15 protein-coding genes are annotated in these 14,431 nt (G+C 70.6%); 8 read left to right on the top strand and 7 right to left on the bottom strand.

Annotated features, from left to right (window positions below; all coding sequences use genetic code 11):
• Window positions 1–10: 10 nt before the first annotated feature.
• Genes VFZ92_RS35185 through VFZ92_RS35175 form a run of 3 tightly spaced genes read left to right on the top strand, consistent with a single transcriptional unit; the run spans window position 11 to window position 3,299 of the window.
• A complete protein-coding gene (locus tag VFZ92_RS35185) occupies window positions 11–1,279 on the top strand; it encodes a GH1 family beta-glucosidase (RefSeq protein ID WP_330881076.1) in 1,269 nt (422 codons plus the stop codon).
• Window positions 1,257–2,492: an MFS transporter gene (locus VFZ92_RS35180; RefSeq protein WP_414720099.1), complete on the top strand. Its 1,236-nt coding sequence runs from the start codon at window positions 1,257–1,259 to the stop codon at window positions 2,490–2,492. The genes VFZ92_RS35185 and VFZ92_RS35180 overlap by 23 nt, the downstream gene beginning before the upstream one ends.
• A gap of 15 nt (window positions 2,493–2,507) precedes the next feature.
• The gene (locus VFZ92_RS35175) at window positions 2,508–3,299 is read left to right on the top strand and encodes an SDR family oxidoreductase (protein ID WP_330881071.1); all 792 of its coding nucleotides are present in this window, start codon (window positions 2,508–2,510) and stop codon (window positions 3,297–3,299) included.
• Window positions 3,300–3,542: 243 nt separating this feature from the next.
• Here the strand turns inward: VFZ92_RS35175 and VFZ92_RS35170 are convergent, their stop codons facing one another.
• Window positions 3,543–3,902, bottom strand: coding sequence for a hypothetical protein (locus tag VFZ92_RS35170; RefSeq protein WP_106185032.1), 360 nt, complete (start codon window positions 3,900–3,902; stop codon window positions 3,543–3,545).
• A 13-nt stretch (window positions 3,903–3,915) separates the two neighbouring features.
• Window positions 3,916–4,239: a hypothetical protein gene (locus tag VFZ92_RS35165; protein WP_330881069.1), complete on the bottom strand. Its 324-nt coding sequence runs from the start codon at window positions 4,237–4,239 to the stop codon at window positions 3,916–3,918.
• Between the two features lie 194 nt (window positions 4,240–4,433).
• Here VFZ92_RS35165 and VFZ92_RS35160 point away from each other — a divergent pair, with 194 nt between their 5' ends.
• The 3 genes from VFZ92_RS35160 to VFZ92_RS35150 all read left to right on the top strand — a co-directional run bounded on the left by VFZ92_RS35160 (window position 4,434) and on the right by VFZ92_RS35150 (window position 7,199).
• Window positions 4,434–5,837 (top strand): helix-turn-helix domain-containing protein, encoded by a 1,404-nt coding sequence (locus VFZ92_RS35160; protein WP_414720098.1) that lies wholly within the window; start codon window positions 4,434–4,436, stop codon window positions 5,835–5,837.
• A gap of 13 nt (window positions 5,838–5,850) precedes the next feature.
• Window positions 5,851–6,768 (top strand): aminoglycoside phosphotransferase family protein, encoded by a 918-nt coding sequence (locus tag VFZ92_RS35155; protein ID WP_330881067.1) that lies wholly within the window; start codon window positions 5,851–5,853, stop codon window positions 6,766–6,768.
• Between the two features lie 152 nt (window positions 6,769–6,920).
• On the top strand, window positions 6,921–7,199 hold the full coding sequence (locus VFZ92_RS35150) for a hypothetical protein (protein ID WP_330881065.1): 279 nt from the start codon (window positions 6,921–6,923) through the stop codon (window positions 7,197–7,199).
• 106 nt (window positions 7,200–7,305) lie between these two features.
• Here VFZ92_RS35150 and VFZ92_RS35145 read toward each other — a convergent pair whose 3' ends face one another.
• Genes VFZ92_RS35145 through VFZ92_RS35130 form a run of 4 tightly spaced genes read right to left on the bottom strand, consistent with a single transcriptional unit; the run spans window position 7,306 to window position 10,242 of the window.
• Entirely contained in the window at window positions 7,306–8,322 is a 1,017-nt protein-coding gene (locus tag VFZ92_RS35145; protein WP_330881063.1) for a copper resistance D family protein, read from the bottom strand.
• On the bottom strand, window positions 8,322–8,894 hold the full coding sequence (locus tag VFZ92_RS35140; RefSeq protein WP_330881061.1) for a copper resistance CopC family protein: 573 nt from the start codon (window positions 8,892–8,894) through the stop codon (window positions 8,322–8,324). The genes VFZ92_RS35145 and VFZ92_RS35140 overlap by 1 nt, the downstream gene beginning before the upstream one ends.
• The gene (locus VFZ92_RS35135; RefSeq protein ID WP_330881059.1) at window positions 8,891–9,640 is read right to left on the bottom strand and encodes a YcnI family protein; all 750 of its coding nucleotides are present in this window, start codon (window positions 9,638–9,640) and stop codon (window positions 8,891–8,893) included. Before VFZ92_RS35135 ends, VFZ92_RS35140 begins: the two co-directional genes overlap by 4 nt.
• 53 nt (window positions 9,641–9,693) lie before the next feature.
• Window positions 9,694–10,242: a hypothetical protein gene (locus VFZ92_RS35130; protein WP_330881057.1), complete on the bottom strand. Its 549-nt coding sequence runs from the start codon at window positions 10,240–10,242 to the stop codon at window positions 9,694–9,696.
• Window positions 10,243–10,368: 126 nt separating this feature from the next.
• Here VFZ92_RS35130 and VFZ92_RS35125 point away from each other — a divergent pair, with 126 nt between their 5' ends.
• The gene (locus tag VFZ92_RS35125; protein ID WP_330881055.1) at window positions 10,369–12,033 is read left to right on the top strand and encodes a BCCT family transporter; all 1,665 of its coding nucleotides are present in this window, start codon (window positions 10,369–10,371) and stop codon (window positions 12,031–12,033) included.
• A 55-nt stretch (window positions 12,034–12,088) separates the two neighbouring features.
• On the opposite strand, the gene VFZ92_RS35120 is transcribed toward VFZ92_RS35125, so the two are convergent.
• Complete coding sequence (locus VFZ92_RS35120) at window positions 12,089–12,526, bottom strand: DUF6474 family protein (RefSeq protein ID WP_330881052.1); 438 nt, start codon at window positions 12,524–12,526, stop codon at window positions 12,089–12,091.
• A gap of 117 nt (window positions 12,527–12,643) precedes the next feature.
• Here VFZ92_RS35120 and VFZ92_RS35115 point away from each other — a divergent pair, with 117 nt between their 5' ends.
• The gene (locus tag VFZ92_RS35115) at window positions 12,644–14,287 is read left to right on the top strand and encodes a TM0106 family RecB-like putative nuclease (RefSeq protein ID WP_330881051.1); all 1,644 of its coding nucleotides are present in this window, start codon (window positions 12,644–12,646) and stop codon (window positions 14,285–14,287) included.
• Window positions 14,288–14,431: the final 144 nt, after the last annotated feature.

The raw sequence follows: 14,431 nt of genomic DNA, 5'->3' as shown, positions 1-14,431 counted from the left end.
GAGGCGTTGCATGACGTTGCCTGACGAGTTCCTGTGGGGAGTGTCCACCTCCGCCTTCCAGATCGAGGGTGCGTTCACCGAAGGCGGTCGCGGTCGATCCGTCTGGGACCGATTCTCCCCCGTCGTGGACGACGACACCGCCGAGGTGGCGTGCGACCACTACCACCGGTACGCCGAGGACATCGCCCTCATGAAGGACCTCGGCGTGGGCGCCTACCGGTTCTCCGTCGCCTGGCCACGCGTGCAGCCGACCGGCAAGGGCCCCGCGAACGCCGCCGGGCTCGACTTCTACGACCGGCTGGTCGACGGGCTCGTGGAGGCCGGGATCGACCCGGTCGCGACGCTCTACCACTGGGACACGCCGCAGGTCCTGGAGGACGAGGGCGGCTGGTTGAGCCGCGGCACCGCGGAGCGGTTCGCCGAGTACGCGGCGCTCGTGGCCGATCGGCTCTCCGATCGGGTGAAACTCTGGATCCCCGTCAACGAACCCGTCGTCGTCACGCTTTCGGGCTACGCGATCGGCGAGCACGCGCCGGGGAAGTCGCTCCTGTTCGGCTCGCTGCCCGCCGCCCACCACCTGAACCTCGCGCACGGCCTGGCGGTCGGAGCGCTGCGGGCGAACGGCGCCGCCGCGGTCGGCACGGCGAACAACCACTCACCCGCGTGGCCCGAGTCGGACTCCCCGGAGGACCGGTTCGCCGCCGGGTTCTACGACACCATCCACAACTGGATGTTCGCGGACCCGCAGCTCACCGGGGCGTACCCGGAGGAGGTCGCGTCGTTCCTCCCGATCGTCGACGGCGACCTCGACAAGATCGCCGCACCGCTCGACTTCTACGGCGTGAACTACTACAACCCGACCCGGCTGCGGGCGACCGCCGAGGGCGAGCCGCTGCCGTTCGAGCGGATCGAGATCCACGAGTACCCGAAGACCTCGTTCGGCTGGCCGGTCGTGCCGGAGGGCCTGACGGAGATGCTGACCTCGCTCCGGGAGCGCTACGGCGACCGCCTGCCGCCCGTCTACATCACCGAGTCCGGGTGCAGCTACCCGGAGGACCTCGCCGACCAGGCCCGGATCGACTACCTCGACGGGCACATCAGGGCGGCCCGCGCCGCGGGCGTCCGCGGCTTCTTCGTGTGGTCGATCATGGACAACTTCGAGTGGGACTCGGGCTACTCCCAGCGCTTCGGCCTGGTGCACGTGGACTACAAGACGCAGGAACGGACACCGCGCGACTCCTACCGGTGGTACCGCGATGTCGTCTCCGGCGGCAACTGAGGCGCTCGGCGAGCCGGTGGTCCCGGTTCGCCGGAGCTGGATGACGTGGCTGTTCCTCGCGAACCTGGGGCTGTGGCTCGGCATCTACGCGCCCATCCAGGTGCTGCTCCCGCAGCAGGCCGAACTGTTCGACCGGGCCAACAAGGAACTGGTGTTCGGCCTGGTCACCGGTGCGGGCGCCATCGCGGCGCTGCTGGCGAACCCGGTCATCGGCCTGCTGTCGGACCGCACCACGTCGAGGTTCGGCCGCCGTCACCCGTGGACGCTCGCGGGAGCGCTGATCGGCGCGGCCGGACTCGTCGTGCTGGCGAGCGCGCCCAGCACCACCGTGATGACGATCGGCTGGTGCCTGGTCCAGGCGGGGCTGAACGGGATGCTGGCCAGCCTGACCTCCGTGGTGCCGGACCAGGTGCCGGTCGGGCAGCGGGCGACGGTCGGCGGACTGGTCGGGATCAGCCAGATGCTCGGCACCGTGCTCGGAGCGGTCGTCGTGACGCTGCTGGTGACCGGTCTGATGAACGGCTACCTGGCGTGCGCGGCGATCGTCGTGGTCGGTGCGCTGCTGTTCGTCGTCGTCACACCCGACGTCAGGCTGCCGAAGGCGCTGCGTCCGGGGTTCGTGCTGCACGAGATGTGGATCTCGCCGAAGGCGCACCCCGACTTCGCCTGGGCGTGGGGCTGCCACTTCATGATCAACCTCGGCAACGCGTTCGGCACGCTCTACCTGCTGTTCTTCCTGGCGGACGTGGTCCACCACCCGTCACCGGAGGACGGGCTGCTGGTCCTCATGGGCCTCTACGGCGCCGCGCTCGTCGTCGGCGCGGTGGTGTTCGGCGCGATGTCCGACCGCTCGGGCAGGCGCAAGCCGTTCGTCTTCCTGGCCGTCGCGGTGATGGCCGCCGCCGCGCTGCTGCTCGTCGTCTGGCAGACGTGGACCGCGGCGCTGATCGCCGCACCGCTGCTCGGCGTCGGGTTCGGCGTCTACATGGCCGTGGCGCTGGCGCTGCTCACGCAGGTGCTGCCCGCCGCCGCCGACCGCGCGAAGGACCTGGGCGTGGTCAACATCGCGAACGCGCTGCCGCAGGTCGTCGCCCCGCTGCTCACGACCGTCGTGCTCGCCAACCTCGGCGGCTACCGCGGGCTGTTCGCGGTGTCGGCGCTCGCCACCCTGCTCGCCGGGTTCCTGGTGAGCAGGGTCAGGTCCGTTTCCTAGTGCTGGAGGTAGTTCGTGCGGTTGGACGGCAAGACGGTGCTGGTCACAGGGGCTTCCCAGGGGATCGGCGCCGCGACCGCCGAACTCGTGGCGCGCAGGGGAGCGCGGGTGGTGCTCGTGGCCCGCGGCGCCCAAGGGCTTTCCGAGCACGCTGAACGGATCACCGCGAACGGTGGCCGTGCCGTCGTCCACGCCGCGGATCTCGCGGACGGTGCCCGGATCACCGCGCTGGCCGAGCGCGTCCTCGGCGAGTTCGGGCCGCCGGACGTCCTGGTGAACAACGCGGGCGTCGGCCGGTGGCTGTTCCTGGACGAGACCGAACCCGACGAGCTGCTGGGGATGGCCTCGGTGCCGTACCTCGCGGCGGCCCGGCTCACCAGCGCACTGCTGCCCGCCATGCGGGAGCGCGGAACCGGCCGGATCGTGAACGTGAACTCGCCGATCTCGCGGATGCCGATCCCCGGCGCGACCGGCTACACGTCGGCGCGGTTCGCGCTGCGCGGGTTGACCGCCGCGCTCCGGCTCGACCTGCGCGGCACCGGGATCGGGGTCAGCGAGGTGATCCCGAGCAAGGTCAACAGCCAGTACTGGGTCAACAACCCCGGAGCCGAGGACCGGATGCCGAGCATCTCGCGGCTGATCCCCGACGTGACGTCCGAGCAGGTCGCCGCCGCCATCGTCGCCGTGGTCGAGAAGGACCGCGCTGAAGTCGTGTTCCCCTGGCAGCTCAAGGCTTTCGAGGTCGGGTCGCGGCTGTTCCCGACGCTGACCCACTACCTGGCCTGGAGGACCGGCACCCACCGGTGACGTGAAATCGGCCCCGATGCACGCGCGGGAGGTGCGCACATCGGGGCCGAGGTGGAGTCCGCGGACCGGTGTCGGTCGGGGAGGAAGGTGCACAACACCAGTCCGCGGAAGTCTCGTTGTTCAGTTGGAGCTGGCCGGCGATCCGTTCGTCGCGGTCGGGGGGTCGCACGTCCCGGACCGCCGGCCAGTAGGCGGTGGCCCAGCCGTGTCGTGTCGGGGGAACGACACGGCCGGGGCCGCCCGTTAGTGGGCTCGAACCACCGCGCGGCGAGACCTGGTGACAGGAGGGGTCACCGGGGCTGCGCGCAGGTGGCGAGCCGGGCGCGGGGCCAAGCCGCCCGCGACCAGGTGTTCGTACGCGGCGCGCCACACCGAACAAGGAGACTTCTGCTGCCGCCAACGACTGGAGCACTCAGGGCAGTTGCCCTTCTCGTCCGGTTCGTGCGCGGCGAGCAGCGCTCGCCATCCCTCGGTCAGCCGGGGGAGTTCGGATCGAGCCACCGAGAGCAGGGACGGGGCGTCAGCCTGGCTGGCCAGCTCTGTGAGCAGGTCCAGTCGCTCCCACACCGCGTTGCGGAGGACTTGTCCAAGGATCTCGTCCATCGAAACGTCACCGTCACCTTTCCGCCTGCTCGGCGGCTTCGCGTAGCGCAGCCCTGAGCTGTACGAGTTGGTCGGCCGAGAGCACCGCGGTCTCACCGGGGGGGCCGACCAGGACCACGCGGTCCTCGTCCACCACAACGGTGAGGCAGCGCTCACGGTCGACCACGTCGTTGCAGCGGATCCGCCACCAACGACGTTGCCCAGTCGAACCGCGCCATCCGGAGCCAAGGTCGTTCGACTCCTGGACGGACAGGGTGGACGGGGAGGACACCGTGGCGACGGCAGGCTCTGCCGAGCCACCACGTGTGGTGGTCACCGCCCGCTCGATCAGGTCCACTTGGTGTTCCTCTCCGTGCTCACTCGCTTACCGGAACTTAGATTGCGATGATTCATCTCAGATCGGGACGTCAAAACGCTGGCCGGTGGAAGTTCCACGACGAGCGGTCAGTGGAGTTCGGTAGAGCCGATCAGCTCTGCCGATCGGCACTTCTCGCAGTTGGGGGAGTGCCCCTACTCTGCCGTTGACGCCCAATGGACTGTGAGGCGGCGAAATTGAACACCATCGGTTCGCAAGGTGCTCCTGTGAGTTCCGAGGTCTGGGACCAGCAGGAGATGCGGGACGCGCTCGCTCGGCGGGAGATCAGCTCGGTCTACCGACTGCTCCGCCGACATGGTGTGTCGCAGCGCCAGATCGCGGCGCTGACGGGTCAGTCGCAGTCCGAGGTCTCGGAGATCCTCAAGGGTCGTCAGGTCATGGCCTACGACGTCCTGACGCGGATCGCCATGGGCCTGGGCGTTCCGAGGGGGTACATGGGCCTCGCCTACGACGAGGCAACGGCAGTACGGGTGGCCGCAACCGCGGACTCACCCAATTCTGAGGAGGACGAGTCGGTGAAGCGTCGGAAGTTCCTCGCGCACGCCGCCGCCGTGACAGTCGGCGCGGCCGTGCTCGGCACGGACTCCGGGTCGTGGGTTTCCAACCCCACACAGACTCCGGCCCCCGGACGTATCGGCATGACCGACGTCCGACAGGTGGAAGCGGCGACGCGCGCCCTGCGAGCGCTGGACTACCAGTACGGCGGCGGCTCCTGTCGCGACGCAGTGGTGGCCCAGCTGTCGTGGGGCCAGCAGATGCTCGGCGCGAACGCGACGGACCTGGTGCGGGAGCGGCTCTTCGTGGCTCTCGCCGACCTGCACAACCTGGCCGGGTGGACGTCGTTCGACACCGGTCTCATGGACTCCGCCCGCAACCACTTCGGGCAGGCGCTCGACCTCGCGAAGCAGGGCCGCAACGAGGCGCTGGTGGCGAACATCCTCTACCGGATGGGCCGGGTGTACCTGCACCAGGACGCTCCGGACGACGCGCTCAAGGTGTTCCAGCTCGGCCAGCTGGCCGCGCAGAACTCCGGTTCCGAGCTGGCCGTCGGCATCCTCTGCGCGAACGAGGCGTGGGCCTACGCGAAGATGGGTTCGGACGACCAGGCCATCAAGCTGCTGGGTCGCGCCCGTGACGAGTTCGCCAGGGCCAACGTCGGCGAAGCGCCCGCCTGGGCCAAGTTCTTCACCGAGATCGACCTGTCGTCCATGATCGGCACGGTGCACACGGAGCTGGCCCAGACGGTGGACCCGAAGTACACGCGCACCGCGATCCCCGCGCTGTCCAAGGCCGTCAACGGCTTCGGCGAGGACATGACCCGCAACCGGTCGTTCAACCTGACCTCGCTGTCGATCAACCACCTCATCGAGGGCGACGTCGACCACGGCGCGAAGGTCGGCCGCCAGGCCGTCGACCTGTCCGAGGGCCTGAAGTCCATCCGCACCAAGGACCGCATGAAGCCCCTGCTGCGCGAGGCCGACAAGCGCCGCAACAACCCCGATGCCCGTGAGCTGGCGGACCGCCTTGCCAAGTTCACCGGCAGCGACACCGCGGCGTGAGATCGGGTTCCTGATGTCCTCGACGGTCACCCTCGACGGTCGGTTCACCAGGGAGAAGTTGGCTGACGCACTGCGGAGGCTGTGCGCCGAGCACGGGCTGGACCACCGCGGTGCGAGGCTCCTGAAGTTCACCAGCAACGCCGTCTTCGAGCTCCCCGCCGAGCGCGCGGTGGTGCGGATCGTCGGCTCGACGCGGCTGCGGCACCGCGCCGCCAAGGTCGTCAGGGTCGCCGCGTGGCTGGCCGAGCACGACGTTCCCGCGGTCCGCCTCCTGCCCGGATTCCCGTCGCCGGTGGTCGTGGGCGACCACCTCGCGACCCTCTGGCAGCACGTCCCCGGCCCCGTCCAACCAGGTCGCGCACTCGACGGTCGAGACCTCGCGCGGGTGCTGCGCAGGCTCCACGAACTGCCCGCGCCACCGTTCGAACTGCCCGAGTGGGCACCGCTCGACGACGTGCGGCGTCGACTCGCCGATGCGGAAGAACTGTCCGATCCGGACCGCTCCTTCCTGCAAGAACGGTGCGCTTCGCTCGCCGAGCGGTTGTCGGGGCTGCGACCGGTGCTCCCGCGGGGCGTTCTGCACGGCGACGCGCACCTCGGCAACCTGATCGCGAGCAGGTCCGGCCCGGTGCTGTGCGACTTCGACTCGACGTCGACCGGCCCCCGCGAGTGGGACCTGAGTTCCCTGCCGGTCGGGGTGGCGAGATTCGGCCACTCTCCCCGGTGGCAGCGGCAGCTCGTCCGGGGTTACCGCTTCGACGTCACCCGCTGGGATGGATTTCCGGTGCTCCGCGACCTGCGTGAGCTGAAACTCACCACCAGCGCGCTGCCGATCTTGCGCAGCCACCCCGGCGCCCGCTCTGAGCTGCGCCGACGCCTCACCTCGCTCCGGCGTGGCGACACCGCCGCCAGGTGGTCGCCCTACCGCTGAGGACCTGTCTGCTGGGCCACGAACCGGTAACGCCCGCCCGTCGATTTCCGACGTTGGCAGGGTAGGGCGCATTTTTGCGGCGCCCGTAGAGTGCCCGGTGCGGTTCTGATGGCGAGGTAGGTAGGTCACCGATGCGTGAGATCGTGACTCGGATGGGGATGAGGCGGTGGCGCGCGCGTCGCGCGCTCAGGTCAGCCCGTCTGCTCGACGAGGTCGTCGACACGCAGTTGCCGCTGCTCGCCGCCTTCGGCGAGGAGCGCCGCCGCCGTTCGGCCGACTACCTGGCCGAACTCGTGAAGCTCGCCCAGGACTACCGGTACTTCGCGAACGGCTGGATCGACGCCAGGGAACTCGACCGGCGCGGTCAGCTGGCCATCGAGCAGCTCGGCAGGCTGCGCGAGGACCCGACCGCGCGGCTGATCAACGACTGACCCCGGAACCGCAGCTCAGCGCGCCAGGGTTACCGCTCGGCGAGTGTGATCATCCGGTTGGCCCTCGTTCACCTGCTGTTTTCCCCCGGACGTCGAATCGGGCCGGTCAGGCGACCGGTGCGCTCGCGAGGACCACCGCGAGGCCGAACGCGACCCCCATGATCGTCAGTTCCACGGCCGCCCAGCCGAAGACCGCCGTCGGCCGGTGCCTGGCGATGTGCGGCAGCAGCCGCCACCGGATGTTGGCCCCGAGCAGCGCCAACGCCCCCGCGCACACGGCCTTGCCGATCAGCAGCAGCCCGTAGGACGTGGTGAACAGCGACCCCGGCAGCGAGACGACGGGGTTGAGGCCGAGTTCCAGCAGGCCGTTGAACAGGCCGGTCGCGGTCACCAGCACGAGGCTGATCGTGGCGAGCTTGGAGAACTTCGGCAGGGCGTCGGCCAGCAGGCCCCTGCGGTGGGCGACCAGCGCGATCAGCGCGCCGAGACCACCGGTCCACGCCGCGGCGCCGAGGACGTGCAGCTCCATCGAGATCATCGAGTAGTCGTGGAACTCCCAGTTCGACGCGTGCCCGGTCACGGGCAGGGGCAGCAGGCCGAACATGGCGATCAGGATCCGCAGCTCGGCGGGCACCGTCTCGCCCTTGCGGGCGGCGAGCGAGCCCACCCACAGGTAGGCCGTCGCGCACACCGCGCTGAACAGCAGGCCCTGGCCCGCGGCGACGCGCTGCACGTAGTCGACGACGCTGCCCATCGTGAGCGGCTGACCAGGGCGGACCTGGTAGGCCCTGATCACGATGGACAGCAGCGCGGTGAGCACCCAGACCGCGGCGGCGACCACCGCGGCGGGCCGGGCGATCCGCAGCACCGGTTCGGTGACCGTCGGCCTGGTGAAGCCGAGCAGCTTGGGCAGCAGGCTCAGGCCGACGACGACGGTCGCGGACAGGTCGAGCAGCACCCGCACCAGCGGGTGGAGGAACTGGACCACCGGTCCCGCCTCGGCGATCCCGACCACGGTCGTCGTGGTCGAGAGCGCGAGGCCGAGCAGCACGCCGGCCACTCCGCCCGCGACGAGGCCGCCGAGGACGTGGTACCTGGTGGGAGCGGCGGTCCAGTTCGTCATCACTGCTGCTGGTCCTCCTTGACGCCGCCGCGCAGCGCCAGGAACACGCCGCCGCCGAGCAGCACCACGGCGCCCACGATCCACACCCAGATGGGCACGCCACCACCGGACTCGGTGCTGGTGCTCGCCGCGGGCGTGGACGCCGGGTCGGTCGCCGCCACCTCGTCGGCCGGAGCGGGCGTTCCCGTCCCGGCCTTGGTGAGGGTGAACTTCAGCGAGTCGGCCACGGGGTGGCCGTCCGCCGAGAGGATCCGGTAGCTGACGGTGTACTCGCCCGCCGGGCCGAGCGGCCTCAGCGGGAGCGAGACGACGTTGTCCTTGACGGTCGGTTCCCCGACGCCCTCCCAGTGACCGCCGTCGGGGCTGGTCACCGAGATCGCGTTGAGGCCGGGGCCCCCGTTGACCGGCTGGTCGAACGTCAGCGAGACCGTCGCGGGTCCGGCCTCGACGGACGAGCCCGCCAGCGGGTCGCTGCTGATCAGCACGTTGTGCGCGAGTGCCGGGCCCGCGAGGCCGAGCATCGTCGCGCAGGCGACCGCGCAGGCCAGGACGAAGGAGAACCCGCGCCTCATGCCGCGGGCTTCCCCGTGCTGCGACGGGAGCGCAGGACGGCGCCCGCGCCGAAGCCGAGGCCGAGCGCGCCGACCACGAGTCCCGCGCCGCCCAGGTAGCGGGCGGTGGTGTCGGTGCCCGCGCTCGTGCCCGCGGCGCTGTCGGAGTGCTCGTCGGAGCCCGCCGCGGTGGCGGAGGCGTTGTGGGCGTCCGCGCCACCGGCCTTGGCGACCAGGTTCAGCACGGGCGCGGGCTTCGCGGGCTCGTCGGCGCCCTCGGCGGCCGGGGGAGCGTCCCAGGCGACGACCTCACCGCTGCTGTAGGTCTGCGTCGTCGGCAGGAGCAGGCGGTCGGTGTCCTCGGGCAGCGGGCCGACGGACAGGTCGAACTCGTTGAACTGGCCGGGCTCGATCTGGACGCCGGGGTCGGCGGTCCAGGTCACGGTGCTGGGGGCCTCGGTGATCTCCTTGCCGTGACTGGTGATCGGCTTGGCCAGCTTGGCCTTGACGACCTCGACCTTCCAGCCGGGCACCGGCTTGCTGCTGACCGAGGCCAGCGGGTACTCGGGGGGCAGGGTGAGCTGGAGCTTCACCGTGCCCGCGTCGGGGCGCTCGTTGGGGACCCGGAGGGTCACCTTGGTGTAGCCGCCCTTGGTCGCGGGGCCGGGGGTGGAGGCCGTGACGTGGGCGGACGCGAGCCCCGCCGTGGAGAGGGCGAGCACGCCCGCCGCGGAGAGGACGGCCGCGCCGCGGGCCACCGTGCGCACGCCAAATCGATTTGTCGACATCTTGAGGTAGCTCCTGGGGTAGACCGGAGTGTCTAGGGGACTCGGGTGACCAGGACTACGGGTGGCCCGCGACGACCGTTCACGATCCGCAGGAGGAGTTCGATGAGCTGGGCGCCCGCGGCGGGGCGGACGGCGGTGGAGCGGGGCGCGAGGCGGACCGGGCCGGGGGTGAGCGTCCTCGGCAGCAGGCGGGACACCGCGTCGACCAGGGAGACCAGCGCGGAATCGGCCCTGGCCAGCAGCAGGCCGGTGGCCAGCGCGGCGACCACGTGCGCGGTCGTCATCTGCCCGGTGTCGAACCCGAGGCCCGCGGACGGCGCCCTGTGGTGGTGGGCGAGGCCGAGCATCTCGTGCTGAGCGAGCTGGGCGACCCCGAGAGCGGCGACGATCGTCAGCGGGCTCCGGCGGCGGTCGGCCAGCGCGGTCGCCGCACCGGCGATGAGCAGCACCAACGGCAGCACGGGGGTGAACTCCGACAGGCTCCCGCCCGCGGCACCGTGAGCAGCCACGCTGAGTGACGCGGACGTCACGGCCAGCAGCAGACCGCGCGCTGCGCGGGTGGGTGCGGGCCGGGGGGTCACGTCATGAGAGTAGGAGAACAACCCGCACGGACGTAAGCCGCCGTGTTTGGGTGTTCAGGTGAACGGGTACCGGCTAACCGGAAGCAGTGTCGCAACGTTGACAGGCAACAGCTCAGGAGGCCAGGTGTGACAACGCCGCTCGAACGACCCCTACCCGGCGAGCCGTCGGCTGAACTGGCCGAACGTCCGGCTCGCACCGACAAGGTGGTGTTCGGCGTCGCCGCGGGCATCACCCTCTGCTTCGTCGTCTGGGGCGTCTTCGGTACGGATTCCCTCGCCTCGGCTTCCAAAACCTCCCTTTCCTGGATCATCGGGAACCTCGGTTGGGCGTTCGTGCTGACCGCCTCCGGGTTCGTGGTGTTCGCGCTGTGGCTGGCGTTCAGCCGCTACGGCCGGATCCCGCTCGGCAAGGACGACGAGAAGCCGGAGTTCAGGACCATCTCGTGGGTCGCGATGATGTTCAGCGCGGGCATGGGCATCGGCCTGATGTTCTACGGCGTGAACGAGCCGCTGACGCACTTCGTGAAGCCGCCGCCGGGCACCGTCGAGGGCGGTTCCGACCAGGCGGTGCAGACCGCGATGGCGACCACGATGTTCCACTGGACGCTGCACCCGTGGGCGATCTACGCGGTCGTCGGCCTCGCCATCGCCTACGGCAGCTTCCGCCGCGGTCGCAGCCAGCTGATCAGCGCCGCGTTCGCGCCGCTGCTCGGTGCGAAGCGCGCGAACGGCGCGGCGGGCAGGGCGATCGACGTGCTGGCGATCTTCGCCACGCTGTTCGGCTCGGCCGCCTCGCTCGGGCTCGGCGCGTTGCAGATCGGCAGTGGTCTCGAGGTCGCGGGGTGGGCCGGTGAGGTCGGCAACGCCGTCCTGGTCGGTGTCATCGCGGTGCTGACCGCCGCGTTCGTCGCGTCGGCCGTGTCCGGTGTGTCGAAGGGCATCCAGTGGCTGTCCAACATCAACATGGTGCTGGCCGTGGTGCTCGCCGCGTTCATCTTCGTGGTCGGCCCGACGGTGTTCATCCTCAACCTGGTGCCCACGGCGCTCGGCGACTACGTCCGCGAGATGGCCGACATGGCGGGCCGCACGGCCGCGTCCGGCGGTGACGCGATGCAGACCTGGCTGTCCGGCTGGACGATCTTCTACTGGGCCTGGTGGATCTCGTGGACGCCGTTCGTCGGCATGTTCATCGCCCGGATCAGCCGCGGTCGCACCATCCGCCAGTTCGTGGCGGGCGTGATCCTGGTGCCCAGCGGCGTCAGCGTGGTGTGGTTCGCGATCCTCGGCGGCACGGCGATCTTCACCCAGCGCTCCGGGGTCGACATCGCCGGTCAGGCGACGCCCGAGGGCCAGCTGTTCTCGCTGCTGGACAACTTCCCGCTGGCCGCCGTCTCCGGCGTCGTCGTGATGCTGCTCGTGGCCATCTTCTTCGTGTCCGGCGCGGACGCCGCGTCGATCGTGATGGGCACGCTCTCCCAGAGGGGCTCGATGAGGCCCGACAAGCGCGTCGTCGTGTTCTGGGGTGTGCTGACCGGTGCCGTGGCGGCGGTGATGCTGCTGGTCGGCGGGTCGAACGCGCTGACGGGGCTGCAGAACCTCACGATCATCGCCGCGCTGCCGTTCCTGGTGATCATGATCGGCCTGTGCGTCTCGCTGGCCAAGGACCTGCGCAGCGACCCGCTGATCAGGCGCGAGGAACGGGTGGCCGAGGTGATGGAGCGGGCCACCGCCGAACTCGGACCCGAGGAGGCCGCGCTCCGGGCCGTCGAACAGGTCACCGCGAAGCGCTGACCCGGTGCCGTCGACCTGAGCGAGGTGGCGCCCCGGACCGGGGGCGCCACCTCGCTCAGGAAACGCCCAGCCTGCGCAGCAGTTCGGTCTCCAGGGCGTCCAGGTCGGCGCTCACCGCGCGGTGGGCCGCCTTGCGCCTGGCCGTCGGCATCCGCTCGGACGCGCGCACGGCCGCGGCCAGCTTGACCAGGCGCGACTCGGTGGTGGTCACGTAGTCGGGGTCCTTCGCGCGCAGCTCGTCCAACGCCTGCGCGAAGCCCGCGATGCGCGCGTGCAGCCGCGCGCCCTTGCCGGTGTACTTGGTCAGTTCCTCGATGCCGACGCCCAGCCTGCGGGCGCGGTAGTGGTCGTACCGGTCGCTGACCGCGCTCGCCGCCTTCGCGGCGAACGGCGCGAGCACCGGGATCAGGACCGGACCGACGACCTTGGCCACACCCAGCAGGTTCTTCGCCTTGGCTGGCGTGAGCCGGGGACCGAGTGCTTTGCGTGCCATGGTTGGCGCCACCTCCTACCCGAACAGTAGAGCCGACCTGCGCCCGGAGCACAAAAGATCCACTGGACTCCGCAGGTTGCGCGCACGCCCGGTGCGGGCGCGGCATACCCTTCACCAGTGACTTCCCAGGTGCAGCTAGACGCCGGCGTGGTCACTCGTTGTCGGCGGCGGGTGCACCTAGAGAACGACCCTGCGATGCGCGACGTCGTCAGGGCGCCCGCGGACCCGGCGGGTGAGCAGCGCAAGGCCGACGCGACCGAACACCGCCGCCAGGTCGCGTCGGCGCTGGCCAAGGTGTTCGGGTCCGAGCTGATGGAGATCCCGCACGGGCCGGAGATCAGCACCGCCGACCGCGAGCGCGTGACCCTCGCCGCGATGCGGATGGGCACCCCGTACATCTGGGGCGCGGCCCTCCCGCGCGACCTCACCGGCGGCCGTCGCGGCGGCATCGACCTGCTGGTCAAGGACACCACCGGCTACGTGCCGGTGCTCGTGGTCCGGCACAAGACCAGCGACCCCGGTCAGGGCGCCCGCACGTCGCCGCTGTCGCACCCCCTGCCCAACGGCGCCCGCGTCGACCCGTCGCGCAAGGTCCGGCCGCAGCCGCGCGACCAGCTCCGGCTGGCGCACGCGCAGCGCCAGCTCCAGGCCTCCGGGTTCGCCAAGCACGGTCGGGCGGTGGCGGGCGTGATCGGCATGGACGCGGACGTCGTCGTGTGGCACGACCTGGAGGCGGCGACGTGGCCCGGTGGGCGCACGGCGCTGTCGGAGTACGACGCCAGGTTCTCCGACCGGCTCGCCGTGGCGGGTGCGGCCGACCGGGGTGACGAGCCGCTCGCGAAGCCGTCGCGGATCGTGGAGTGCAAGTCGTGCCCGTGGTGGCCGATCTGCGACGACGAGCTGAAGTCGACCCGCGACGTCAGCCTGGTCGCCCGCGGCGAGGACGCCGTGGCGCTGCGCAAGGTCGGCGTGACGACCGTGGACCAGCTCGCCGAGCTGTCGATCGGGGGCAAGCCCCTGCTCCAGCTCGTCGGGATGCCGTTCGACGACGCGGTGATCCTGGCTCGGGCTTGGCTGCGGGACCTGACGGTCGTGCGGCGGTCGAAGAGCTTCACGGTGCCGAGGGCGGACGTCGAGGTGGACGTCGACATGGAGAGCTTCGGCGACCTCGGGGCCTACATGTGGGGCTGCTGGCTGTCCGGGGAGAACGTGGACGAGGAGCCGGGGTACCGGGCCTTCGCGACGTGGGACCCGGTGCCCAGCGATGACGAGGCGCGGTCGTTCGCGGAGTTCTGGACCTGGTTGACGGCGGTTCGGTTGCGGGCTCGGGCGCGGGGGTTGAGCTTCCGGGCCTACTGCTACAACGAGCTGGCGGAGAACCGGTGGTTGTTGGGGTCCGCTGAGCGGTTCAAGGGGATGCCGGGGATCCCGCCCGTGTCGGCGGTTCGGGAGTTCATCAAGTCCGACGCCTGGGTGGACCTGTTCGGGATCGTGCGGGAGGAGTTCCTGTGCGCGCACGGGAAGGGGTTGAAGACGATCGCTCCCGTGGCCGGGTTCAGGTGGCGTGATCCCGAGGCCGGTGGGGAGAACTCCATGCGCTGGTACCGGGACGCCGTGGGGATGGACGGTCTTCCGCCCGATGACGTGCAGCGGCGGCGGTTGGTCGAGTACAACGAGGATGATGTCCGGGCTACCCATGCCCTGCGGCACTGGATGTCGTCCGAGGAGATCAACGAGTTGCCGTTTGCCGGGGACCTGTGAGGGTCGCCGGGCTCGTGGGTGGTGCGGCCGATGTGGCTCGGGACCCCTCTCGTGAGCCTTGATCGGGCCGAAGGGGCAGTCCCGAAGGCCTGCCCGATCATCAATTTCAAGGCTCACGACCCCGAGTCACATCGGCCACGTTCC

This window comes from Umezawaea sp. (assembly GCF_036375055.1).
Taxonomy (GTDB): domain Bacteria; phylum Actinomycetota; class Actinomycetes; order Mycobacteriales; family Pseudonocardiaceae; genus Umezawaea.
This window is presented reverse-complemented; position numbering and strand designations above follow the sequence as displayed.